This window comes from Brevundimonas sp. UBA2416 (assembly GCF_002343105.1).
In the GTDB taxonomy this organism is placed as follows: Bacteria; Pseudomonadota; Alphaproteobacteria; order Caulobacterales; family Caulobacteraceae; genus Brevundimonas.
Window position 1 is genome coordinate 15091 of the sequence record NZ_DDRM01000044.1, and the last position, 23695, is coordinate 38785.

Here is a 23695-nt window from a genome sequence, read left to right on the forward strand (position 1 = left end):
TCGAAGAAGGCGTCCACCGGCGCCCGCAGCCGCGAAAGCGCGGTCATGGCGGCGGCGAAGTCTTCGGTCTCCAGCGCGGCGTCCACGGCGGTCGCGGCGGCGGCGGCGGCGAAGGCCAGGGCGCTTTCCTGCTCCGGCTGTCCCGGCAGGCCGGTCTGCACCATCCCGGTCGGCACGGCGCCCTTCTTCTCCTCGGCCTTGAGGATGTTGGACGCCCGCTTGTACCCGGCCAGCAGATTGGCCCCGTCGTCGGTGGCCAGGAAGCCGTCCAGCGCCTCGATCAGCGAACGGAGTTTGACGTAGTCATCGCCGCCGTACGCCAAGACCGCAGCCGCAACGTCGTGTCGCTTGCCTTCATCCCGGAACAAGACCTTCAGTCTTTCCGCCAGGAAGAATGTCAGTTCGCTCGCGACATCCTGCGGATCGGATTCGCCGAAGGCCCGCGTCGAAGCCTTTGTAAGCAATGGCATAAGCGCGATCCGCGCATTGGTCGCGAACAGTGTGCGGAGGACCCCCAACGCCGCCCGCCGCAGAGCAAACGGATCCTTCGACCCCGTCGGCTTCTCATCAATCGCGAAGAACCCGACCAGCGTATCCAGCTTGTCGGCCAGCGCCACCGCCACCGTCAGCGGCGCGGTCGGCACGGAGTCCGCCGGACCCTGCGGCTTGTAGTGGTCCCGCACAGCATCGGCGACGGCGTCCGGATAGCCGGCGGCGCGGGCGTAATAGCCGCCCATGACCCCCTGCAGTTCGGGGAACTCCCCGACCATGGCGGCCGACAAGTCAGCCTTGGCCAGCTTCGCGGCGGCCTCCGCCTGATCCGGATCAGCCCCCACCAGCGGCGCGATCTCGCGCGCCAACGCCGCGATCCGCTCGACCCGCTCGGCCAGCGTCCCCAGCTTCGCATGGAAGGTCACCCCCTCCAGCTTCTTCGCCCAGACGTCGAAGCCGGTCTTCAGGTCCTCGTCCCAGAAGAAGCGGGCGTCATCCAGACGGGCCGACAGCACGCGGCTGTTGCCGGCGGCCAGCGCCTTGCCGCCGTCGGTCGCCTCGACATTGGCCACCACCACGAAATGCGGCGCCAGCCCGTGTTTCGCCGGATCGCGCACCGCGAAATATTTCTGGTGCACCTTCATCGACAGCCGGACCACCTCGGGCGGCAGGCTGAGGAAGGCCGGGTCCATGTCGCCGAGAATGGGCGTCGGCCATTCGGCCAGCCCCGCCACCTCGTCCAGCAGACCGTCGTCATCGACGAGAGCCAGCCCGCGGTCGGCGCAGACCTTCTGCGCCGCCTCGAGGATCTTCAGCCGCCGGTCGGCCGCGTCCAGCAGGACGAAATCGCTTTCCAGCTTGGCGCGATAGTCGGCGAAATCCTTGACCGCGAACGGCCGGCCGCAGCCGAGGAAGCGGTGCCCCTCGGTCAGCGCGCCCGAAACGATGCCGTCGATCTCGAACGGCACGACATGGCCGTCGAACAGGGCCACGATCCGCTTCAGCGGCCGCACCCAGCGCAGCGTGCCCGAACCCCAGCGCATCGACTTGGGCCAGGGGAAACCCCGCACGATCTGGTCGACCATCTCCGGGATCAGGGCGGCCGTCGCCTGGCCCTTGCTGCTGAGCACGGCGAAGAACACCCCATCGCGCTCGACCAGTTGGTCCTTCGTCAGGCCGGTCTTCCTCAGGAAGCCCTCCAGCGCCTGCTCCGGCGCATTGGCCCGCGGGCCCTTGACCTCTTCCTCGCGGTCCGGCGTCGCCGCCGGCAGGCCCTCGACCACCAGCGTCAGCCGCCGCGGCCCCGCGAAAGTCGTCAGCGCCTCATACGTCAGCCCCGCGGCCTTCAGCCGCTCCGCCGCCATCCGCTCAAGGTCACGCGCCGCCCCGCCCTGCATGCGGGCCGGGATCTCTTCGGAGAACAGTTCGAGAAGAAGCTGGGCCATCAGACGCGCCCCCTTTCCTGCTCGACCCATTCGGTCGCGCAAGCCTTGCAGAGGTCCCGTATCCGCCCGATGTAACTCTGCCGTTCCGCCACCGCGATCGCCCCGCGCGCGTCCATCAGGTTGAACAGATGGCTGGCCTTCAGCACCTGATCATAGGCCGGCAGAACCAGCGCCTGATCCTGCGGGCCCTTCATGGCCAGCAACCGCCCGACCTCGCCGACCATGTCCTCGAACCGGCGTTTCAGTCCATCGACGTCATAGCCGTGGAAATTGGCCTCCGACTGCTGGCGCTCGTTCTCTAGGAAGACCTCGCCATAGGTCAGCCCCTCTTTCGTGAACTTCAGGTCGTAGACGTTGTCGACGCCCTGCACGTACATCGCCAGACGCTCCAGCCCGTAGGTCAGCTCGCCCGAGACCACATCGACCTCGATCCCGCCGACGCCCTGGAAATAGGTGAACTGGGTCACCTCCATCCCGTCGCACCAGACCTCCCAGCCCAGCCCCCAGGCCCCGACCGTGGGGTTCTCCCAGTCGTCCTCGACGAAGCGGATGTCGTGCAGTTTCGGATCGATCCCGATCGCCGCCAGCGAACCCAGATAGAGGGCCTGCAGGTTCTCGGGGTTCGGCTTCAGGATCACCTGATACTGGTAATAGTGCTGTAATCTATTGGGATTTTCGCCATAGCGGCCGTCGCCCGGCCGCCGCGACGGCTGCACATAGGCCGCCTTCCACGGGCGCGGCCCCAGCGCCCGCAGCACCGTCGCCGGATGCAGCGTCCCCGCCCCGACCTCGATGTCATAGGGCTGCAGAATGGCGCAGCCCTGATCGCCCCAGTATTTGTGGAGCGTCAGGATCAGGTCCTGGAAGGCGAGCGGTTCGGTCGTCACGGGCAGCTTTTTCGTCCGGGAAAGAAGGCCGCGGACCCTAGACGGGCGGCCCTTTGGCGGCAAGGCGAAGCCCCGCCAAACCCTTCCTTAAGCGCCCCCGCGCTATGACCACCGCCATGAAGCAGATCGACCAGATGCGCCGGCGGGCCGCGCGCTATCTCGACATCGAGGCGGTGGAGATCGCGCCGGCGCGCGGGGTCTTCTCGCTGAGCTTCGACGACTTCCCCGCCAGCGCCTGGACCGAGGCCGGGCCGATCCTCGCCGACCACGGCGTGAAAGCCACCTACTATGTCTGCGGCGGCCTCGCCGACGGCGTCAACATGGACCGCGACCAGTTCCAGGTTCCGCACCTGCAGGCCCTGCACGCCGCCGGCCACGAGGTCGGCTGCCACACCTTCGGCCACACCAGCGCCCTGCGTATGGACGCCGAAGCCCTCCGCCTCAGCCTCGACGCCAACGCCGCCTGGGTGGCCGAGCGGCTGGACGGCCACCGCATGACCACCTTCGCCTGGCCCTTCGGGGACGCGACGGTGTCGGCCAAGCGGGTGGTGCGCACGCGCTTCGCCATGGCCCGCGGCGTCCGCGACGGCGTCAACGCCGGCCGCGAGGACCGGGCCCTGATCAAGAGCATCGGCCTCGAAAGCCGCCGCCTCCCCGGCTACGACCTCGAAGCCCTGATGGCCGAAGCGGCCGCGTCGAAAGGCTGGCTGACCGCCTACGGACACGACGTCTCGGATCGCCCCACGGACTATGGCTGCACCCCCGCCGATCTGGACCGGGTGCTGAGGGCGGCGAAAACGGTCGGACTGGAGATCGCGCCGGTGGGCGTCGCCTGGGCCGCAATGCGCACGAAAGCCTGAAGGACCGCTCCGCACACCAAAAACACCGTGCGCATAGTGCGCATAGTGCGGACCGGTCGTTTGCATGGCGCGGAGCCTCGCACGGCCCTGCGTCAAAATCGGTCGCGGGTCAGGCGGCGCGGGCGGTCTCCGACTGCATCGCCGCCTTGCGCGCATCCGCCCATTTGATCAGGGCGGCGCGCGGGAAGGCCACGATCCACGAACGGGCCGTGTATTCGCCGGCCTCGATCAGGGCGGCGCGGGTCGGCGAGGAGGTGGCGGCGCGCTGGGTGTGAATCTCGCCCGGCCCCTGATGCACCATGAAGGCGCCGTGCTTCAGCAGGTTGAGCCGCAGATAGGCGAGGCGGGGACTGATCTGCTCCAGCGGCGGATCATAGAACCAGCTCGAGCCCAGCATGCCGGCCATCTCCGGCCGACGCTTGCAGATCTCGGCGGCCGTCGCCCAGGCGCGGTCCCAGCCGGCCTCGTTGAAGTCGGACAGTTCGCGGCTCTCGGTATGGACCTCCAGCCACGGCTTCCAGGCCTGGGCGGCGGCATAGGCCGGGATCACCGACCAGCCCCAGCCCTCGCGGGCGTGGCGCAGCACCTGCCCCGGCCCCATGGGCGAGGACAGGTCGATCATCTGGGTGCGGGCGCCGGGCACGCTGAGGACCAGCGAGATGCGCACATCCTTGGCCCAGAAGTCGCGGTCATAGGGATCGGCGGCGGCGGTCAGGAAGTCGGCGAGCCGCTGGATCCATTCCGGATACAGCTCGTGCACCGCGGCGGGCATATCAGCGGCCGGAACCCGGGCCGGCATCTCCAGCGCCCACAGGGCGACAAGAGCCCGGCGATGGTCGTCGGTCAGGCCGGCGCCGAAGGCCTCGGCCAGATGCTCCTCCGCCCGGTGGCCCGGCTGGTCGAAATCCCAGTGCGGGGCGGAGCCGGCGGCGGCGGCGGCGGCGGCGTCCTTGAGAGCGTGAAGCCGGGCGCGATCCTCGACCGGGACCTTGTTCAGCACGGCTTCAAACGCGGCGATCTGGGCGGGCGAGAGCGTTTCCATATTGCCACTCTGCCAGACACGGGTTTGCCGACGGTTAAAGCCCCGCACGGGCCCTATCGCAGGACGGTCGGCCGGACCCACCAATCGGGGTGCAGGGCTGACAGGGTCTGTCCGGCGGCCTCGGCGGCGGCGCTGGTGTCGAACAGGGCGAAGACCGTGGCGCCCGACCCCGACATCCGGGTCAGGCGCGCGCCGGGCAGCGCCTCCGTCGCCGCGAGGGCGTCGCCGATGGCCGGGGCCAGAGCGACCGCCGGGGCCTGCAGGTCGTTGTGTTGCATCTGCAGCCAGGCCTCGACCGCCGGCGCCGCCCAGTCCAATGGCGGCGGCGGCGTGTCGGCCAGACCGGGCGCGCCGGCGTCGAAAGCCCGATAGACGGCTCCGGTCGATGACGGGACGCCCGGATTGACCAGCAGGGCGGGGAGCGGCGGCAGGGCAGGCTCAAAGGTCAGGACGTCCCCTCGCCCTCTGGCCCAGGCCGCGCGGGCATGCAGGCACATGGGGCCGTCGGCGCCGATAGAGGCGGCTATCTCCGCGAGGGCCTCGTCGTCGAATGGCAGCTCCAGCGTGTCGCGGACCAGCTTCAACGCCGCTCCGGCGTCGGACGAGCCGCCGCCCAGCCCCGCGGCCACCGGCAACTGCTTGTCGAGGGTGATCCGCAGTCCCGGCTCGGCGATCCCCGCCCCCACACCCAGCGCGCGGACCGCCCGCAGGACCAGATTGTCGTCCTCGCCTTCCAGCGCACCGGCGAAAGGCCCGGTGACCGCCAGCGAAAGGCGATCCGCCGGATCGATCGTCAGCACGTCACCGACATCGGCGAAGGCGACCAGACTGGCCAGCGGGTGGTAGCCGTCCGCCTCAAGCGGCCCGACGTGCAGGAACAGATTGACCTTGGCGGGCGCGAGCCGGGCGAGCGCGGCCATGGGTCAGAACTGGCCGGCGGCCACCGGCGGCGCGATCGACAGACCCTTGGCCAGCTTCTGCTCGACTTCGGCGCGACGTTCGGCGTCGGGGTCCAGCGTCAGGACCCGGTTCCACTGCCACTGCGCCTCGCGCGTCCGGCCGACCTGCCAATAGGCGTCGCCGAGGTGGTCGTTGATCTCGGCATTGGCGGGCTCCTTGCTGACGGCGCCCTCCAGGGTTTCGACAGCGATGTCGTACTGCCCCTGCCGGAACTGGGCCCAGCCGAGCGAGTCCTGGATGTTGCCATTCGTCGGTTCAGCGGCGTGGGCGCGGGCCAGCATCTCGGCACCCTGATCGACGCGCCTGCCGGTATCCACCCACATATAGCCGAGCGTATTGAGGATGGTGGGGTCGTTCGGCGCCGCCGTCAGCGCCGCCCACAGCTCATTCTCGGCCTCATCCAGCCGCCCGAGCTCCTGCAGCGTGGCGCCGCGCAGGAGCCGGAGCTCCGGCGGCTGTCCCGCGACATTGACCGAGGGCCGGTTCAACACGGCCAGGGCTTCCTCGTCCCGGTCCATGGCGATCAGCTGCTGGCTCAGCCGGAAAATCACTTCGATCTGGCCGGGAGCCGAGGCGTCGGCAAGGCGGAATGCCGCCAGCGCCTGCTCCTCCATTTCATCCCGCTGGAAGCTCAGCCCCAGACCGTACTGGGCCCCGGCGTACAGGATCGGATTGTCGGTGGTCACACGCCCGAAAGCCCGACGGGCGGATTCCTCGTGGCCAAGGGACACCAGACCCAGACCCAGACGAAGGGCGACCTCGTCATCCCGGCCCAGGCTGTCGGCGAGACGCAGGAAGATGGTCGAAACGTCCCGTTCGCGGCGCTCGGCGGCCTGGATCGCGGCCAGTTTGATGGCGAAGGCGGCGTTCTCGCGGATCGTCGGGATCGGAGGCGCGGCGGCCCGGTCCAGCACCCGTCGGCGGCCGACCAGGGCTTCCGGGTCCGGGGACGGGCCGGTCAGAGAGGATTCATAGAGGGCGAGCGCCTCGTCACGCCGTCCGCGGCGCTCAAGGAACCGGCCGAAGTCGACCATGAACAGCTGGGACCCCAGCGGGGAGGCCGTAATCACCCGGTATTCGGCCTCGGCCTCGGCATGGCGGCGACGGCTTTCCAGCAACCGGACGCGCTGATGGCGCAGCACCAGACCGTCGATGTCGGTCAGCGGCGCGTCGACCGATGCCAGGGCGAGATCCCAGTCGCCCGCCGAAGCCGCGAGAGTTGGCAGGATGTACTGGCCGATGGTTTCGAATGGTTCGGTCAGGGGCTGGGACCGCAAGGCGACGAGCCCCGCCGCCGCGTCGCCGTCGTTCAGGGCGTCGACGATCACAACCAGCCGCCCGGCCTCGGCCAGCAGGGGCATGTCCTGAATCGAGGGCGCCAGCTCCGCGAGGGTCTCCAGATCGCCGGCGAACAGGCCGGTTCGAAAGGCTTCCTCGCCAACGACCGGTTGCTCCGGCGTCAGGGCCTGGCTCTGGGCCAGAAGGTCAGCGCCCAGGACGTTGTCGCCCCGGAAGGCGGCCAGACGGCCGGACAGATACAGGCCATAGGCGGTGCGGCCCATCTCGTCGGTCGGAATCGGCGACCACTCGGCCGGAATGGCGACGACCGTAACCGGCGCAGCCGGTGCAACCGCCTCATTCCCGATGATCATCGCCGGGGCTGCAGGGGGCGGAAGGGCGCGCGGCGGCGGTACGACAATCGGCGTGTCCTGCGCCGCGGCGGGGACGGCTAGCGCGGCCAGGGCGCAGGCGGTCAGGAGCAGGGACAGTCGGGAAAGGCGCATGACCGCGAACCTTCCCGCTTTATGAGGCGGCGACAAGGCCTCTCGCCCAACCCAAGAAGAATTGGGCGAGTCGCAGATTCGCAGGGTCGCCGCGGAGATGCGACGAACCCTTGCCCCGAATGACCCTGCATGGGAGCGTCGAAGGATCAGGGGGAAAAGATATGCGCATTCTGGCCTCGGTCGTTCTTGCCGCCATTCTGACCGGAGGATCGCCGGCGATGGCGCAGTCCACGGCGGATCCGGACGTGGCGCGTACCGTCGAAGCCATCGCCAGCATCCGGTTCGCGGGCGGACCCAGTTTCTCGCCCGACGGCGCGCGGATCGCCTTCATCTCCTCCGCCAGCGGCATCCCCCAGGTCTGGACCATGGCCGCGGATGGCAGCGATGCCCGCCAGATCACCCACCTGAACGACCCGGTTCAGTCGGTCGAATGGTCGCCGGCCGGGGATCAGATCGCCTGGGACGTCGCGCCCGGCGGCGGTCTGAACGTCCAGATTTATGTCAGCCATCCCGACGGCTCCGGCGCGCGCCGCCTGACCGCCGGGGGGCGCGAGAACAATGCGCTGACGGGCTGGACCGACGACGGACGCAGGCTGATGGCGGCCTCGAACGCGCGCGATCCGGCCCGGTTCGAGCCGGTGCTGATCGATGTCGCCACGGGCGTGGCGACCCCGGTCAGCGACGGCGCCGGCGTCAGCCGACTGTTGGACCTGAGCCCCGACGGTCGCCATGCGGTCATCACCCGGCTGGTCAGCCGCGGCGACAACAACCTGTACCTCGTCGATCTGGCGTCCGGGACCGAAACCCTGCTGACGCCCCATACGGAGACCGCAACCTTCGGCTGGGGCGAGTTTTCCCCGGACGGGCGGCGCATCCATGTCATGTCAAACGGCGGGCGGGACCGGCAGGCCTTCGGGGTAATCGATCTGACGGCCGACGGAACGCCGGGTCCGATCCGGATCATCGCCGAGCGGGCGGACGCCGAGGCCGAGTCAGCAAGCCTGTCGCATGACGGACGGCGCGCGGCCCTGTTCTGGAACGCTTCGGGCCGTAGCGAACTGTCCTGGCTGGACACGGCGACCGGCGTGGTCACGCCCGGCCCCGCCCTGCCGATGGACATCGTCTCGGGTAGCGTCCTGTCGCGGGACGGCGAGACGCTGGCGCTGTCGGGCTCTGGCGCGAACCGACCGGGCGACATCCACCGGCTGGACATCGGATCGGGTACGCTGGCCCAGTTGACCCGCAGCGCCCATGACGGCGTGGACCTGGCCACGCTGGTGCGGCCGACCCTGGTCACCTATCGGGCCCATGACGGGGAGGAACTGTCTGGCTGGCTGTACCGCCCGGTCGGGGCGACCGGTCCCGGGCCAGTGGTGGCCAACTATCATGGCGGGCCGGAGGGCCAGTCCCGGCCGTCGATGAGCGATGTGACCCAGGCGCTGGTGGCGCGCGGCATCACCGTCTTCGCGCCCAATGTCCGCGGCTCGTCCGGCTTCGGCAAACGGTTCGTCAATCTCGACAACGGCCCCCTGCGCGTCGACGGCGTGCGCGACATCAAGGCCACCACCGATCATCTGGTCGCCGCCGGGATCGCCGACCCGGCGCGGCTGGGGATCATGGGGGGGTCCTACGGCGGATACATGGTGATGGCCGGGGTCACCGAATATCCCGACATGTTCGCCGGCGGCGCCAATCTGTTCGGCGTGGTCAATTTCGAGACCTTCTTCGCCCAGACCGAGCCGTGGATGGCGGCGATCTCGACCGTCGAATACGGCAATCCCGTCACCGAGGCAGACATGCTTCGCGCCCTTTCGCCGATCCACAAGATCGACATCGTGACGACGCCCCTGATCATCCTGCACGGCGCGAATGACACCAATGTGCCGGTGGTCGAGGCGGAGCAGATCGTCAACAGCCTGCGGGCGCGCGATGTGCCGGTCGAATATGTGCTGTTCCCGGACGAGGGTCACGGGTGGCGGAAGCTGCCAAACCGGATCCGCTCAACGACCGCGATCGTGAGCTTCTTCGAACGGACGCTGGCGGCGCGGCCCTGACCTACATGTTCGGATAGTTCGGCCCGCCGCCGCCCTCGGGCGTGGTCCAGACGATGTTCTGCGACGGATCCTTGATGTCGCAGGTTTTGCAGTGGACGCAGTTCTGGGCGTTGATCTGGAAGCGCGGATTGGACTTGCCGTCCGCGTCGTACAGGACTTCGTAGACGCCTGCGGGGCAGTAGAGACGCGCCGGCTCGCCGTATTCGGGCAGATTGACCCGGATCGGGATCGACGGGTCCAGCAGCTTCAGGTGCGCGGGCTGTTCCTCGGCATGGTTGGTGTTGGAGATGAAGACCGACGACAGTTTGTCGAACGACAGCTTCCCGTCTGGTTTCGGATAGGCGATCGCCTTGTGCTGCGCGGCCTTCTGGGTCGAGGCGGCGTCGGTCTTTCCGTGCTTCAGCGTCCACGGCAGGTTCACGCGGAACAGCGACGAGAACCACATATCGAACAGGCCCAGCGCCCCGCCGAGCGTCGTGCCGAATTTCGACAGATAGGGTTTGGCGTTCCGGACCTGTTTCAGCTCCTTGTAGACCCAGCTCTTCTCATAGGCCGTCTGGTAGTCGACCAGCTGGTCGCCTGAACGACCGGCCATGACGGCGTCATAGGCGGCGTCCGCGGCCAGCATGCCGGTCTTCATGGCGTTGTGGCTGCCCTTGATGCGCGGCACGTTCACGAAACCGGCCGAGCAGCCGATCAGGACCCCGCCCGGGAAGCTGAGCTTCGGCACCGACTGGAAGCCGCCCTCGGTGATCGCCCGCGCGCCATAGGAGATGCGCGTCCCGCCCTCCAGATGCTCGCTGATCGCGGGGTGATGCTTGAAGCGCTGGAACTCGTCGAACGGGGACAGATGCGGGTTCTTGTAGTTCAGGTGCACGACGTAGCCGATGGCCACGTAGCGGTCGCCGAAATGGTACATGAAGCTGCCGCCGCCGGTGAACTCGTCCAGCGGCCAGCCGGTGGTGTGCTGGGCCAGGCCGGGGCGATGCTGTTCGGCCGGGACCTGCCACAGCTCTTTCAGGCCAATGCCGAATTTCTGCGGGTCGGCGGCGTCGCACAGGTTGTGCCGGGCCATGATCGTCTTGGCCAGCGAGCCGCGCACGCCCTCGGCGATGAAGACGTATTTGCCGTGCAGCTCGATGCCGGGCTGGAAGTCGTCGGTCGGCTTGCCGTGGCGGTCGATGCCGAAGACGCCAGCGACAACGCCCTTCACCCGGCCGGAGGGTTCGTCCCAGACCACATGACTGGCGGCCATGCCCGGATAGACCTCGACGCCCAGCGCCTCGGCCTGCTCGCCCAGCCAGCGGGCGAGATTGCCCAGCGAGGCGATGTAGCAGCCGTCATTGTGCATGATCGGCGGCAGCAGCGGCATCGGCAACGAGGCCTGCCCCATGGGCCCCAGGATCATGAACCGATCCTCGGTCACCGGGGTCTCCAACGGCGCGCCGCGCGCCTTCCAGTCCGGGAACAGCTCCTTCAGCGCCTTCGGATCGATGACGGCGCCCGACAGGATGTGGCCGCCGATCTCGGCCGACTTCTCAAGCACCGCAACGGTGATCTCCTTGCCGTCCTTCTCCGCCCGCTGCTTCAGGCGGATGGCGGCTGACAGGCCTGCAGGGCCGCCACCGACGATGACGACGTCATACTCCATGACCTCGCGCTCGACTCCGGCCAGGGCTTCGGCGGGCGGCAGCTTGTCGATCACGGCTTCCTGCCAGGCGTTGGTTGCGCCGCCTTCGATGGCGTTCTCGGCCATGGGATGTCCTCGCAGTCGGTGGGGTCTTGCTGTTTTCCGCTTATCCGAAGGTGACGCAAGGGTGGTCAAGGACTATCCCTGTGCGCATCCACCCGATGACAACGCCGCACCTCGACACCGCCAGCGCCGAAAGCCTGCTCGCCTTCTGGCGGGATGCGGGCGTCGATGCCTGTTTCGAAGACGCGCCTGTCGACCGGACGCATGTCGTTCCGCCGCCCGCCGTAAAGGCGGTAGCAAAGGCCACAGCCTCGGTGACGCCGATCGTCTCAGCCGGGGACGCCCTGTCCGAGGCGCGGCGGCTGGCGGCCGACGCAGACACGCTGGAGGCCCTGGGCCTCGCCATTGCGAGCTTCGAAGGCTGCCCGCTGCGCGGCATGGGGGCGAAACAGGCGGTGTTTTGTCGCGGCAATCCCGAGGCCGAGGTGTTGATTATCGGCGAGGGGCCCGGCGCGGAAGAGGACGCACGCGGCCAGCCCTTCATCGGCAAGGCCGGCCAGTTGCTGGACCGGATGCTCGCCGAAGCCGGGCTGGAAGGCCGGGTGTTCATCACCAACACCGTCTTCTGGCGGCCGCCGGGCAACCGCACGCCGACGGCCGCGGAACAGGCGGTCTGCGCCCCCTTCGTGGAACGCGCCTTCGCACTGCTGAAGCCGAAAGCCGTTCTGCTACTGGGTGCAGCGTCGGCCAAGTCGGTGCTGGCGACCGACGAGGGCATCATGCGGATGCGCGGACAGTGGCGGGAATGGCGGCTGGCGGAGGGTGCCGTGTCCGCGCCCGCCCTGCCGACCCTCCACCCGGCCTTCCTGCTGCGGCAGCCTCTCGCCAAGCGCGATGTCTGGGCCGATCTGCTGTCGCTGGCGGCGCGGATCGAGGCTGACGGTTAAGCTCGTTCACTCTTCAGACTCAAAACCGCCCCAAAAAGGGGTGAAATCTTGACCTGGGCCGAGGCAGTGGCGCCTTTCTGGCCTGACGACCGAACGAACAGCGCGAACTGACCCGGGTCGAGACGGGTCGCTCGCCGCTCTCAGGGGGGCCGCCCAAAGTGCGATCTGGTTTCCGCCGCGCGATTCTCGCGCCGACGTTGGCATTGGTGTTGTGCGCCCTCGCCGGCGCCGTGCACGCCGAGGAGGGCGAACGTCGCCCCCTTTCGACCCTGAGCGCCGCGGACCGTCTCAACTACACGACCGCCTTCGACGCCCTTCGCCGCGGCGACCTGGAGGCCGCTCGAAACTCGGCGCGACAGGCCCAGGACCGCGTCCTTCTGGGGCAGGTGGAATTCGAGCGCCTTTTCCACGCCGACCATACCGCCACCTTTGAAGAGCTCGCGGCCTGGCTGGAGGAGTATTCGGATCTCCCCAGCGCCGAACGCGCCTGGAATTTGGCCATGCGCCGCCGCCCGGACGGCGCGGCCGAACCTCGACAACCGTCCCGGATGGGCGGCGGACGCTACTGGAACCGGATCGAGGCCGCGGGCGGAAACACCGAGGCGGACCCGATGAAGGCCGCCCGGGTCGCCCTGAACCGCGACGACCTGACCGGCGCCGTTACGATCGGCGAGCAGATCGGCGACTGGTGGACGGTCGGCCTGGCCCAGTACCGGCTCGGCGAATTCGCCGCCGCCAAGGTCTCTTTTGAACGCGTTCTGGACGATCCGACCGAGGACGGATGGGTCCGCTCCGGCGCCGCCTTCTGGGCCGCGCGTTCAGCGGGAAGGTCCGGCCAGCAGGACCGCGTCCAGCCCTTGTTGCGTCGCGCCGGAACCTGGCCCGCCACCTTCTATGGCCAGATCGCCCTGCGGCAGCTGGGCGAGGAACCGGCGATCGAAAATCTCGGGCCGACCCCCTATGCGAGCGGCGGCGGTGTGCAACGCGTCTCCTGGCAGGCCGAGGAACCGATCGGGGTCGATGCCGACGAACTGGAAGAATTCATCCGCTCGGAGCCCCGCGCGCGTCGCACTGTGGCCTTCTACGAGATCGGACGCCGGTCCGATGCGCGCGAAGAGCTTCGGACCGGCCTGCGCGCCGCCGTCACCGACCGCGGCCGCCAGCTTTGGGCCGCCCTCGGCCGCGCTCTGGGTCCGAGAGTCACCGGTTCGGGCGACGATGTGCGCCGGATCGACGCCACCCACTACGCCCAGCCCGCCATCGAGCCCGACGGCGGCTTCACCATTGAACGCTCGCTGGTCTACGCCATCGCCCGCAAGGAAAGCGGCTTCAACGCGCGGGCCCGGTCAGGGGCGGGCGCCTTCGGCCTGATGCAGGTGATGCCGACCACCGCCGCCGAGCTGTCGGGCGACCGGGGCTTCGTCAGCGAACCGGAGCGGCTGTTTCAGCCCAACGTAAACGCCCGTCTTGGGCAGGCCTATGTAAACCGGGTGCTGGCCATGCCCGCGATCAACGGCGATCTGCTTCGCGCCGCGGCCTCCTACAATGCCGGGCCCGGCCCCATGGTCGCCGCCGTACGCAAACTGGGCCCTGACGCCGATCCGCTGCTGCTGATCGAGACGATCGACGTGCCCCAGGCCCGCGAGTATGTCGAAAAGGTCGTGGCGGCCTACTGGATCTACCAGCGCATGAACGGGCGGCCGTTGCACACCCTGGACGCCGTCGCCTCTGGCGCGACGTTGGTTCCGCTGTCTCTGGACTATGTCGCCCCGCCGCCCGTGCTCGCCCAGCCGCTCGAGGTGGCCTCGGCGCCGACGGCCGGCGCCAACTAGATATTGACCAGCAGCAAGGCCGGCAGGCAGCAGGCGATCACAATCATCAGGCCATAGACCATCAGGCTGGGGCGGCGTGCTCCGGGCTGTTCTGCGGGCATGGACATCGGCGGACCCCCGAACGCTTCTGCGCTCCTGAAGGCCCATACATACCGGCGTTGTCTTAAGAGCGGGTTCCGTGGGGCGGTTAACGACCCGACAGCGCCTCGGCCGACCATTCGAGGAAGTCCGGTTGGGCCAGAAGCGCGTCGCGATAGGCCGCAGCCGAGCCGTCGTCGCCATGGGCCGCTAGATCGATCTGGTAATGCCGGAACCGCGTGGCGACGGGAGTGAAGAAGGCGTCGGGCACGGACCATTCGCCGAACAGATATGGCCCGCCGGAGCCGAAGCGTCCGCGCATCTCCATCCACAGGCTGACGATGCGGCGGATATCACGTTCGACCGCTTCGCCCTTGGGCGGCGGCGAGCGGTCCGGTCCGACCATGGTGTGGTCGGGCCCCATGCCGCAGTCGTTGCGCAGCGCCGTGAAGCCGCCGTGCATCTCACACGCCGCCGATCGGGCGAGCCAGCGAGCGTGAGGATCGGCGGGCCAAAGCCGGACCTCGGGATAACGCTCGGCGCACCAGACCGAGATGGCCATGGAATCCCAGACCGTGACGCCCTCGACGTTCAGCAGGGGCACGAGGCGGGACGGCGATACCTGTTCCAGTTCGGCCTGACCCGCCGGCGAATAGATGTCGATCTCACGCACCGTGAAGTCGGCCTTGCACCGCTTCAACACCAGCCAGGGGCGCAGGGACCAGGTCGAATACAGCCTCGGGCCGATGATCAGTTCCATGGTCGCGCTCCTCAGGGGTGGGGCTCAGGCATAAGGCGCTTCAGGGCATCCCGCCAATCAGTTCGAAGGCCCCCGGCACAAGCCGCGCTTGACTCGACCGCGCCCTCGCCTGACACCCCGCCCCCATGATCAGCCGCTATTCCCGCCCCGCCGCCGTCGCCATCTGGTCCCAGGAGACCAGGTACCGGATCTGGTTCGAGATCGAGGCGCACGCCGCCACCAAGATGGCCGAACTGGGCGTCATCCCGACCGAAGCCGCCGAGGCGATCTGGGCCAAGGGCAAGGATGTGGTGTTCGACGCCGACCGCATCGACGAGATCGAACGCACCACCAAACACGACGTGATCGCCTTCCTGACCCATGTATCCGAGATTGTCGGCGAGGAAGCCCGCTTCCTGCACCAGGGCATGACGTCGTCGGATGTGCTGGACACCTGTTTCGCGGTCCAGCTGTCGCGCGCCTCCGACCTGCTGATCGAGGGCGTCGACCGGGTGCTGGCCGCGCTGGAAACACGGGCGAAGGAGCACAGGCTGACCCCCTGCGTCGGTCGCAGCCATGGCATCCACGCCGAGCCGGTCACCTTCGGACTCAAGCTGGCCGGCTATCACGCAGAATTCCAGCGGGCGAAACGCCGCCTGCTCACCGCCAAGGAGGAGATCGCCACCTGCGCCATCTCCGGCGCCGTCGGGACCTTCGCCAACGTCGATCCGGCGGTGGAAGCCTATGTGGCCGACCGAATGGGTCTGCAGGTCGAGCCGGTCTCGACCCAGGTCATCCCGCGCGACCGTCATGCCGCCTTCTTCGCCGCCCTCGGGATCGTCGCTTCATCGATCGAGCGTCTGGCGACGGAGATACGACACCTGCAGCGCACCGAGGTGCTGGAGGCCGAGGAGTTCTTCGACAAGGGCCAGAAGGGCTCGTCGGCCATGCCGCACAAGCGCAATCCGATCCTGACCGAGAACCTGACCGGTCTGGCCCGGCTGGTGCGGTCGGCCGTGGTGCCCGCGATGGAGAATGTCGCCCTCTGGCACGAGCGGGACATCAGCCATTCCTCGGTCGAGCGCGGCATCGGTCCGGACGCCACCATCCACCTCGATTTCGCCCTGCACCGGCTGGCCGGCGTGGTCGAGCGGCTGAACGTCTATCCGGCCAATATGGAAAAAAACCTCAACCTGCTGGGCGGGCTGGTCCATTCCCAGCGGGTCATGCTGGCCCTGACGCAGGCAGGCGTTTCGCGCGAGGACGCCTATGCCGCGGTGCAGGAGAACGCCATGAAGGTCTGGCGCGGCGAGGGGCGGTTCCTGGATTTCCTGAAGGCCGACGCGCGGGTGACCCTGCCGGCGGAACAACTCGAAGACCTCTTCGATATCGGTTACCACACGAAGCACGTCGATACGGTGTTCGCGCGGGTGTTCGGAGGCTGAGATGTTTTTCGCGGCGGCTTTCCTGATGGCTCTGCTCGCTCCGCAAGACAGGGTGGATACTGGCCAGGGCATCCTCACCCGGGTCTTTGATCCCCCTTCTGGCGGGGTTGGACGCTGCCAGCGAAATCTCACGCCGGGTCGTCGCGCCATTCCGATCGAATGCACTGTCAATTCGGTGGGACGCCCCACGGCATGCACTTTCCCGTCAGCCGAGCTGACACGCGAAGAGCGCTATGCGGCCGAATGTTCGGCCCGCGCCTACCGTTACACCTGGGAAGACGGTCGACCGGCCGAAGGGATTCGATTCCAGTTCACCGTCAACATGATCACGCCGTCCTGAATGCCGCCCAAGTGCGCCTTCGACCCGGTCGTCGACGCGAACAGCCGCCTGTTGATCCTCGGCAGCCTGCCCGGCGACGCCTCGTTGAGGGCGGGCCAGTACTATGGTCATCCGCAGAATGGCTTCTGGCGGCTGGTCGGCGGGGCGATCGGCGTCGACCTCACGGCCCTGCCATATCCTGACCGGCTGGAGGCACTGAAGGCGGAGGGTGTGGGTTTGTGGGATGTGATCGCCAGCGCTGAGCGACCCGGCAGTCTGGATGGCGCTATCCGCAATGCGGAGGCCGCCGATCTCAATCGGCTGACTGGCAGCCTGCCGTGTCTGCGCGCCATCGCCTTCAACGGAGCGACCGCAGCGCGGATCGGGAAGCGCAGCCTGAGCCTTCGCGCAGGCATTGACCTGATCGACCTGCCCTCCTCCAGCCCCGCCTACACCCGGCCGCTGGCGGAGAAGGCGGCGGCCTGGTCAGTGCTGGCGAGATTTCTCCGGCCGGTGGAAGGGGTGCGGTCACGTGTCGCGCCCTGATTGCGGGTGATGATGCATCCTTTGAACCGCTGAGCAGTACCTCCCCGCGAACCGCCGACAGGGCGGTCGCTCAGGAGAGTAGACCCATGAAGATCACCCGCACCGCCACGCTTGCCGGCGTATCGATCGCCGCCCTGCTGGGCCTCGCCGCCTGCAACAATGCCGAGCAAGCCGCCCCGGCAGACGCCATGTCGGCCGACACTTCGGCGACGGCCCCGGCCCCCGCCGCCAGCGGCACCGTTGTCGCTGTGGCCCAGGGCAACCCGGACTTTAGCACCCTGGTCAGCGCCGTGACCTCCGCCGATCTGGCCGGCACACTCGGCGGCGCCGGACCGTTCACGGTCTTCGCCCCGACCAATGCCGCCTTCGAAAAGGTCCCGGCCGCCACGCGTGATAGCCTGATGGCCCCGGCCGGCAAGGCTGACCTGACCAAGATCCTGACCTACCACGTGGTCCCGGGTCGGGTGGATGCCGCGACCCTGACGCAGCAGATTCAGGCCGGCGGCGGCAGCGCCGCCCTGACGACGGTCGAAGGCGGCGTGCTGACCGCCCGTGTCGGCGCCGATGGCTCGGTCACCCTGACTGACGAGAATGGCGGCGTCTCGCGCGTCGTCCAGGCCGATGTTGCGGCCTCGAACGGTGTGATCCACGCCATTGATACGGTCGTGATGCCCAACTAAATCCGGCCTGGTCCGGATACGAGAAGGGCCGCTCCATCGCTGGAGCGGCCCTTTTTCGTCGGCGGTAACGCTCCGACTATTCGTCGTTGCGAATCTGCTCGCGCGCCACCGAGGACAGTTCATCCATCTTGCGACGGATCTCGCCCTCGGAGACGGTCAGGCCCGCGCCTTCAAGATCCTGGGCGATCTTGCGGTAGACGTCTTCCTCGCCCGGCTGTTCGAAATCGGCCTTGACGATGGCGCGGCCGTATTCCTGGGCCCGCTCGTCGTTCAGGCCCATCTTCTCGGCGGCCCAAAGGCCCAGCAGCTTGTTGCGCCGGGCGATCGCCTTGAACTCCTGTTCCTGATCGAGGGCGTATTTGGACTCGAAGCCCTTTTCCCGATCGTCAAAGGTCGTCATGGGCGTTGCTAGGCTCCGTTTGGGCGACCGAAAGTATGGCCGCAGTCGAGGTGGTCTATAGCCGCCCCATGGCCGAACGCAACCGGAACTCGCCGGGTTGCGACACCACAGCGACCGGCCTCGCGGCAACGCCGTCGGTTTGTGTCGCGGCGCCGCATCCGCTAAGGGTTCCCGCGACTTTTTCCCGCCCGCCCGATTCCGGATTGAGCCGCCCAGATCACCCTCTGGCCGCGCGATAGCCGTTTCCGTCGTGCCCCGCCCGGACCAACCATGATGAACGTCAAACGCAAGAAGATTTACGAGGGCAAGGCCAAGATCCTCTACGAGGGACCCGAGCCCGGCACCCTGATCCAGTATTTCAAGGACGACGCCACGGCTTTCAACGGCGAGAAGAAGGCCCAGCTGGAAGGCAAGGGCGTCATCAACAACCGCATCAGCGAGTTCATCATGTCGCGCCTGAACGGCATCGGCGTGACCAACCACTTCATCAAACGGCTGAACCTGCGCGAGCAGCTGATCCGCGAGGTCGAGATCATTCCGCTGGAGGTCGTCTGCCGCAACATCGTCGCCGGCTCGATGAGCCAGCGCCTCGGCATCGACGAGGGCACGCCCCTGCCCCGCTCGATCATCGAATTCTATCTGAAGAAGGACGAGCTCAACGACCCGATGGTCACGGAAGAGCACATCACCGCCTTCAACTGGGCCACGACCCAGGAACTGGACGACATGCTGGCCATGACGGTGCGGGTGAACGACTATCTGTCGGGCATGTTCGGGGCCGTCGGCATCACCCTGGTGGACTTCAAGATCGAGTTCGGCCGGGTGTGGGAGAACGACTTCTCGCGCGTCCTGCTGGCCGACGAGATCAGCCCGGACTCCTGCCGCCTGTGGGACACCAATACAGGCGAGAAGCTGGACAAGGACCGCTTCCGCCGCGATCTGGGCAATGTCATTGAAAGCTATACCGAGGTGGCCCGCCGCCTCGGTATCATGAAGGATATGCCGACCGTGATTCAGGGGGGATTGCACTGATGGCCAGGGTCAAGGTTCACGTCTTCCTCAAGCCCGGAGTGCTGGATGTCCAGGGCAAGGCCGTCGAAGGCGCCCTGCACGGACTGGGCTGGGCCGGAGTCGCCAATGCTCGCGTCGGCAAGCTGATCGAGTTCGATCTGGACGGCGCCGCCGATCCCGCTGCCGAGGCGAAGAAGATGTGCGAGCAGCTGTTGGCCAACACCGTGATCGAAAGCTACCGCATCGAGGTCGCATGAAGCGGCTGATCCAGTTTTCCGTCACGGCCTTTGTCGTCGTCGGCGTGCTGATCTTCGCGGCCGCGCTGGCCGGCGGGCTGACGGACGATCGGGCCTTTACCCCGGCGGCCAAGGAAGCGGCGCACTAGCGACGTGGGCCGCCTTCGTGCGTTAGGGTCAGTCCAGCCACAGCGAGGAACCCCGCCATGACCTTCACCCTGACCTCAACCGGTTTCGCGGACGGCGGCCCCCTTCCCGACGCTCAGGTGCAGGCCAAGGGCAACCGTTCGCCGCAGCTGCGCTGGTCCGGCGCGCCGGCGGGCACGAAGAGCTTCGCCATCACCTGTTTCGACCCTGATGCGCCGACCGGTTCGGGCTTCTGGCACTGGACGGTGGCCAACATTCCCACCGGTGTGACCGAGCTGGCCGAAGGCGCTGCCGTTCCGTCCGGCGCCGTCGAGGGCCGGACGGATTTCGGGACGCCGGGGTTCGGCGGCGCCGCTCCGCCGCAGGGTCACGGCCCGCATCGGTACATCTTCACCGTCTTCGCCGTGGATGTAGAACGACTTGATGTGACGCCCGACAATTCGGGGGCCATCTTCGGCTTCAACCTGCATTTCCACACCCTGGCAAAGGCCTCGATTACCGGCGTGTACGAGAACCGCGGCTGAGCGCGACATCTATCAGGAGGGCGGCATGAAGACCTCGGCACTGGCTATCGCGGCAGGCATTCTGTTGCTGACCGCGCCCTCCGCCTCGTCGGCGCAGGATGCCCCGGCGGTCGCGGCCGCCCCGACCGCGACGCCCGCCGGCATCCCGCTGGACAGTCCCTGGCGGCGCGCCGTGTACGAACAGGCGAACACCCATTTCCTGCACCCGAGCTGGGGCGTGCGTCACTCCGAGCGCAACTATGTGCTGGGGATGGCCCTCGCGCAGGCCGATGGGCTGACGATCGACCCCGATGTCCTGTTCGCAGCCGCCTTCCTGCATGACTGGGGCGGAATCGAGCCGTTCGACCTCCCAGGAGTTGATCATGCCGTCCGCTCGGTGGAGCTGGCTGAACCGTTCCTGACCGAGGCCGGTTTCCCGATGGAGAAATTCCCGGCCGTTCGCGCCGCGATCCTGGGCCATATGTACGACAAGGAACCGGAGGGTCCCGAAGCCGTGGTCCTGCACGACGCCGACGCGCTGGACTTCCTTGGCGCGCTCGGGGCAGCGCGCATGCTGGCGGCGACGGGCGAGGCGCACGACTACGACCTCGCCCTGAGACGGATCGAGCGATTCGCCGCCGATATCCCGCCGCGTCTCAAGACCGCTCCGGCTCGCGACATGGCCGTACAGCGGGTCGCGGTGATGACTGATTTCCTCGCCGAAGTCCGTCGTGAGACGCCCGAGGGCGCCAGACCCTGACATGAGCGGCAAACGCTGCTACAGGGCCGCGCCATGAGCGCAGCCGTCATCGTCTTCCCGGGTTCCAACTGCGATCGCGACTGCAAGGTCGCCATCGAACGCTCGACCGGCGAGCAGGTCGAAATGGTCTGGCATCAGGAGACCGAGCTGCCGTCGGGCCTTGATCTGATTGTCCTGCCGGGCGGCTTCTCCTACGGCGACTATCTGCGTTGTGGCGCCATGGCGGTGCTGTCACCGGTCATGCAGGCGGTGAAAAAGGCCGCCGACGACGGCGTGGCCGTGGTCGGCATCTGCAACGGCTTCCAGATCCTGTGCGAGGCGGGCCTGCTGCCCGGCGCCCTGCTGCGCAATGAAGGGCTCAAGTACGTCTGCAAGCCGATCGGGCTCGAGGTGACCAACGCCCAGACCCGCTTCACCGCCGGCTACCAGGGCCGGCGCGAGGTGACGATGACGATCGGCAATGGCGAGGGCAACTTTTTCGCCGACAAGGAGACCCTGGCCCGCATCGAGGGCGAGGGCCAGGTGGTGTTCCGCTATCTTGAGAATCCGAACGGGTCGGTCGACGACATCGCCGGCATCGTCAACGAGGCCGGAAACGTACTGGGCATGATGCCCCACCCGGACCGCGCCTTCGAGGCCGACCTCGGATCGGCCGACGGCGCCATCCTGTTCCAGAGCGCCCTGGCCAGCGCCTGACGAGCGGCGTCCGCGCCCGCGGTCGCGCGGCGCAGGGCCACCTCGCAGGAGCGGTCTCCTGCGCGGCGAATTCGCTGGCGGGGTCGCGGACCTCGAAACAGATTGCGCCCGCCTGCTTGGGGAGGGCTTGTTCGTGGACGTATCCGGCATCAACTGGGCGGTGGTCGCCCTCGGCGTCCTCGCGCTCCTAGTGGTGGTTTGGACGCTCGTGGCCCGTCGCGCCAAGGCGGGCCTGGCGGCCGGCTTCGTGTCGCTGGCGCATCTGCTGGTCGCGGGGCTGAATTCGGCCGCCCCGGTGCGCGGCTATCTCGATCCTGAGTATGTCGGCTACGGATTCGGCTTCGCCCAGGCCGATGCGGGACTGGCGGTGACCATCGTCGCCGGCGCCGTTTGGCTGCTGGCCGTGGCGGCGGGATTCCTGGCGCTGGCCCGGAACCGGTTGGCCATGGTCTTCGTGATGCTGGTCAGCGCCGCCTTCGCCCTCAATCTCGGCTACCCCGTGGTCCGCGACCAGTTGGCGGGCGGCGACCAGCGCATTCAGCTCGGCGAGTACCTGACCATCCCCGGTGCGCTGGCGACGGCGATCATCCTGGTCGTCCTCGTGGCCCCGTTCCTGTTCGGAACGGTCTGGGCCGCCCGCCGCGCGGTCGCGCCGCGCTGACCCGAGCGAAAGGGCCGGCGCCTTCGCGTCCGGCCCCTTCTCTCAGCGAACGGCGCGCTCGAAAGGCCGTTCACCGAATGGCTGCGGGCGCCCGCTAGCGGCGGCCGCCTTCAGATTCGCGATTGGCGTCGCGATCCATCTGGCCGCCCTGGTCCTTGCGGCCCTGCTCGCCCGCCTGGCCCGGCTGACGGTCGCGCTGGCCGCCCTGCTGCTGTTGCTGCTGGTCCGGGTTCTGGCGCTGCGGGGTGTTCGGCTGCTGCTGGGGATTTTCGCGAGTGTTGTCGGCCATGAGGCTCTCCCTTGGTTACGCGCGCCGACCGGGCGGGGGCTGGTCGGCGCAGGAAGAGAACGGGTCCGAGTCCGCGACGTTCCGGCGGCGGCCATCACGCCTGCGGGAGATCGACGTCGGCTGCCCGACGCTCAGGTCGCGCGGGCGATGGATGTGATCGGCAGCGTCGGATCCAGCATCTGGCCGGCCATGCCGTACTCGGCGCCCTTGGTCGGCGAGACCGGCGCGCGATGCAGCGCCTTGATCACCTCCATGCCCTCGACCACCTGGCCGAAGACGGCATAGCCGAGGTTGTCGCCCGGCTGGCGTGGATCGGCGTCCAGGCCGTTGGACATGTCGCCCAGGCAGACGAAGAACTCGCAGGTCGCCGAGCCGGGCCCTTCCCGGGCCAGCGAAACGGCGCCGTTCTTGTGGGTCAGGCCCGTCTGCTTGGTCGACTCGTGCGCCACCGGCGGCAGCATGCGCTTGCCCTTGCCGTTCAGCCCGCCCTGCAGCAGCCCCACGTCGGGCATGCCGGCGAAGCTGATCGCCCGATAGAAGTGCGCGCCCTCCAGCCGGCTTTCGTCCACATATCGCAGGAAGCTGCCGGCGGTCAGCGGCGCGCGGTCGGGATAGACCTCGATGACGAAGGCGCCCTGGGCCGTCTCGAACCGGATGCGGGGTCCTGGGGCCGGCGGAATCGGCGGCGGCGGGGTCTGGCCGAGGGCGGACGTGGCCGCCGCGACGAGCGGCAGGCCGGCCAGTCCGCCTAGCACCTGTCTGCGATGATGTTTCATGAGGCCGAGACTGCCTCGCCCGCTGTGACATTTCGAGCGGAATCCGCTAACAGCCCGGCATGACCGCCTCCCCCGCGAAGACCATGGCCGAAACGGCCGTCGAGTTCGGCCTCAAGCCGGACGAATACGCCGTCATCCTCAAACGCCTGAACCGCGAGCCCAATCTCGTCGAGCTGGGCGTGTTCTCGGTGATGTGGAGCGAGCACTGCTCCTACAAATCCTCGCGCAAGCACCTCGGCAAGTTCCCGACCAAGGGGCCGAAGGTGATCTGCGGTCCGGGCGAGAACGCCGGCGTGATCGACATCGGCGACGGCCAGGCCTGCATCTTCAAGATGGAGAGCCACAACCACCCCTCCTACATCGAGCCCTACCAGGGCGCGGCGACGGGGGTGGGCGGCATCCTGCGCGACGTC

26 protein-coding genes are annotated in these 23695 nt (G+C 68.1%); 16 read left to right on the top strand and 10 right to left on the bottom strand.

The window, feature by feature from the left end:
* Window positions 1-1937: glycine--tRNA ligase subunit beta (gene glyS, locus B3E43_RS14235; RefSeq protein WP_292030631.1), on the bottom strand; the 1937-nt coding region annotated here is incomplete at its 3' end.
* Window positions 1937-2824 (bottom strand): glycine--tRNA ligase subunit alpha, encoded by an 888-nt coding sequence (locus tag B3E43_RS14240; protein WP_292030633.1) that lies wholly within the window; start codon window positions 2822-2824, stop codon window positions 1937-1939. The genes B3E43_RS14240 and glyS, both read right to left, overlap by 1 nt.
* Before the next feature lie 116 nt (window positions 2825-2940).
* Between B3E43_RS14240 and B3E43_RS14245 the strand changes: the two genes are divergently transcribed.
* On the top strand, window positions 2941-3684 hold the full coding sequence (locus B3E43_RS14245; RefSeq protein ID WP_292030635.1) for a polysaccharide deacetylase family protein: 744 nt from the start codon (window positions 2941-2943) through the stop codon (window positions 3682-3684).
* Window positions 3685-3793: 109 nt separating this feature from the next.
* Here B3E43_RS14245 and B3E43_RS14250 read toward each other — a convergent pair whose 3' ends face one another.
* From B3E43_RS14250 to B3E43_RS14260, 3 genes are read right to left on the bottom strand one after another with little or no spacing between them, the layout of a single operon-like run.
* Window positions 3794-4726, bottom strand: a complete 933-nt coding sequence (locus tag B3E43_RS14250; protein ID WP_292030637.1) for a hypothetical protein — start codon at window positions 4724-4726, stop codon at window positions 3794-3796.
* A 53-nt stretch (window positions 4727-4779) separates the two neighbouring features.
* Window positions 4780-5646, bottom strand: coding sequence for a 4-(cytidine 5'-diphospho)-2-C-methyl-D-erythritol kinase (locus B3E43_RS14255; RefSeq protein WP_292030639.1), 867 nt, complete (start codon window positions 5644-5646; stop codon window positions 4780-4782).
* Between the two features lie 3 nt (window positions 5647-5649).
* A complete protein-coding gene (locus tag B3E43_RS14260; RefSeq protein ID WP_292030642.1) occupies window positions 5650-7470 on the bottom strand; it encodes a tetratricopeptide repeat protein in 1821 nt (606 codons plus the stop codon).
* Between the two features lie 161 nt (window positions 7471-7631).
* Between B3E43_RS14260 and B3E43_RS14265 the strand changes: the two genes are divergently transcribed.
* Window positions 7632-9524: a S9 family peptidase gene (locus B3E43_RS14265; RefSeq protein WP_292030645.1), complete on the top strand. Its 1893-nt coding sequence runs from the start codon at window positions 7632-7634 to the stop codon at window positions 9522-9524.
* 1 nt (window position 9525) lies between these two features.
* Here B3E43_RS14265 and B3E43_RS14270 read toward each other — a convergent pair whose 3' ends face one another.
* Window positions 9526-11175, bottom strand: coding sequence for an electron transfer flavoprotein-ubiquinone oxidoreductase (locus B3E43_RS14270; RefSeq protein ID WP_292030711.1), 1650 nt, complete (start codon window positions 11173-11175; stop codon window positions 9526-9528).
* Between the two features lie 200 nt (window positions 11176-11375).
* Between B3E43_RS14270 and B3E43_RS14275 the strand changes: the two genes are divergently transcribed.
* Together B3E43_RS14275 and B3E43_RS14280 are read left to right on the top strand one after the other, a co-directional pair.
* Window positions 11376-12164, top strand: coding sequence for a uracil-DNA glycosylase (locus B3E43_RS14275; RefSeq protein WP_292030712.1), 789 nt, complete (start codon window positions 11376-11378; stop codon window positions 12162-12164).
* A 158-nt stretch (window positions 12165-12322) separates the two neighbouring features.
* Window positions 12323-13996 (top strand): lytic transglycosylase domain-containing protein, encoded by a 1674-nt coding sequence (locus B3E43_RS14280; RefSeq protein WP_292030647.1) that lies wholly within the window; start codon window positions 12323-12325, stop codon window positions 13994-13996.
* A 187-nt stretch (window positions 13997-14183) separates the two neighbouring features.
* On the opposite strand, the gene B3E43_RS14285 is transcribed toward B3E43_RS14280, so the two are convergent.
* Window positions 14184-14834 (bottom strand): glutathione S-transferase, encoded by a 651-nt coding sequence (locus tag B3E43_RS14285; RefSeq protein ID WP_292030649.1) that lies wholly within the window; start codon window positions 14832-14834, stop codon window positions 14184-14186.
* A gap of 125 nt (window positions 14835-14959) precedes the next feature.
* Between B3E43_RS14285 and purB the strand changes: the two genes are divergently transcribed.
* The 4 genes from purB to B3E43_RS14305 all read left to right on the top strand — a co-directional run bounded on the left by purB (window position 14960) and on the right by B3E43_RS14305 (window position 17803).
* Window positions 14960-16258 carry an adenylosuccinate lyase gene (gene purB / locus B3E43_RS14290; protein WP_292030652.1) on the top strand — a complete coding sequence of 433 codons (1299 nt, stop codon included), beginning with the start codon at window positions 14960-14962 and terminating at the stop codon, window positions 16256-16258.
* Window position 16259: 1 nt separating this feature from the next.
* Window positions 16260-16598 (top strand): hypothetical protein, encoded by a 339-nt coding sequence (locus B3E43_RS14295; protein WP_292030654.1) that lies wholly within the window; start codon window positions 16260-16262, stop codon window positions 16596-16598.
* Window positions 16599-17123, top strand: a complete 525-nt coding sequence (locus tag B3E43_RS14300; RefSeq protein WP_292030656.1) for a DNA-deoxyinosine glycosylase — start codon at window positions 16599-16601, stop codon at window positions 17121-17123. It abuts the gene before it with no gap.
* Window positions 17124-17209: 86 nt separating this feature from the next.
* Window positions 17210-17803 carry a fasciclin domain-containing protein gene (locus B3E43_RS14305; RefSeq protein ID WP_292030658.1) on the top strand — a complete coding sequence of 198 codons (594 nt, stop codon included), beginning with the start codon at window positions 17210-17212 and terminating at the stop codon, window positions 17801-17803.
* A gap of 76 nt (window positions 17804-17879) precedes the next feature.
* Here the strand turns inward: B3E43_RS14305 and B3E43_RS14310 are convergent, their stop codons facing one another.
* Window positions 17880-18203, bottom strand: coding sequence for a DUF1476 domain-containing protein (locus tag B3E43_RS14310; protein ID WP_292030660.1), 324 nt, complete (start codon window positions 18201-18203; stop codon window positions 17880-17882).
* A gap of 273 nt (window positions 18204-18476) precedes the next feature.
* Between B3E43_RS14310 and purC the strand changes: the two genes are divergently transcribed.
* The 7 genes from purC to B3E43_RS14345 all read left to right on the top strand — a co-directional run bounded on the left by purC (window position 18477) and on the right by B3E43_RS14345 (window position 22217).
* A complete protein-coding gene (gene purC / locus B3E43_RS14315; RefSeq protein ID WP_292030714.1) occupies window positions 18477-19235 on the top strand; it encodes a phosphoribosylaminoimidazolesuccinocarboxamide synthase in 759 nt (252 codons plus the stop codon).
* A complete protein-coding gene (gene purS / locus B3E43_RS14320) occupies window positions 19235-19471 on the top strand; it encodes a phosphoribosylformylglycinamidine synthase subunit PurS (protein WP_292030663.1) in 237 nt (78 codons plus the stop codon). The genes purC and purS overlap by 1 nt, the downstream gene beginning before the upstream one ends.
* Window positions 19468-19599 carry a hypothetical protein gene (locus B3E43_RS14325; RefSeq protein ID WP_292030665.1) on the top strand — a complete coding sequence of 44 codons (132 nt, stop codon included), beginning with the start codon at window positions 19468-19470 and terminating at the stop codon, window positions 19597-19599. Before purS ends, B3E43_RS14325 begins: the two co-directional genes overlap by 4 nt.
* 57 nt (window positions 19600-19656) lie before the next feature.
* On the top strand, window positions 19657-20121 hold the full coding sequence (locus B3E43_RS14330) for a YbhB/YbcL family Raf kinase inhibitor-like protein (RefSeq protein WP_292030667.1): 465 nt from the start codon (window positions 19657-19659) through the stop codon (window positions 20119-20121).
* Between the two features lie 25 nt (window positions 20122-20146).
* Complete coding sequence (locus B3E43_RS14335; RefSeq protein ID WP_292030670.1) at window positions 20147-20860, top strand: HD domain-containing protein; 714 nt, start codon at window positions 20147-20149, stop codon at window positions 20858-20860.
* A gap of 33 nt (window positions 20861-20893) precedes the next feature.
* Window positions 20894-21556 carry a phosphoribosylformylglycinamidine synthase subunit PurQ gene (gene purQ, locus B3E43_RS14340; protein WP_292030672.1) on the top strand — a complete coding sequence of 221 codons (663 nt, stop codon included), beginning with the start codon at window positions 20894-20896 and terminating at the stop codon, window positions 21554-21556.
* 133 nt (window positions 21557-21689) lie between these two features.
* Window positions 21690-22217: a hypothetical protein gene (locus B3E43_RS14345; RefSeq protein ID WP_292030674.1), complete on the top strand. Its 528-nt coding sequence runs from the start codon at window positions 21690-21692 to the stop codon at window positions 22215-22217.
* A 94-nt stretch (window positions 22218-22311) separates the two neighbouring features.
* On the opposite strand, the gene B3E43_RS14350 is transcribed toward B3E43_RS14345, so the two are convergent.
* Complete coding sequence (locus tag B3E43_RS14350) at window positions 22312-22506, bottom strand: hypothetical protein (RefSeq protein ID WP_292030676.1); 195 nt, start codon at window positions 22504-22506, stop codon at window positions 22312-22314.
* A 131-nt stretch (window positions 22507-22637) separates the two neighbouring features.
* Window positions 22638-23282: a peptidylprolyl isomerase gene (locus tag B3E43_RS14355; RefSeq protein ID WP_292030678.1), complete on the bottom strand. Its 645-nt coding sequence runs from the start codon at window positions 23280-23282 to the stop codon at window positions 22638-22640.
* Window positions 23283-23341: 59 nt separating this feature from the next.
* Between B3E43_RS14355 and B3E43_RS14360 the strand changes: the two genes are divergently transcribed.
* On the top strand, window positions 23342-23695 hold a 354-nt coding region (locus B3E43_RS14360), incomplete at its 3' end, for an AIR synthase related protein (protein ID WP_349677591.1).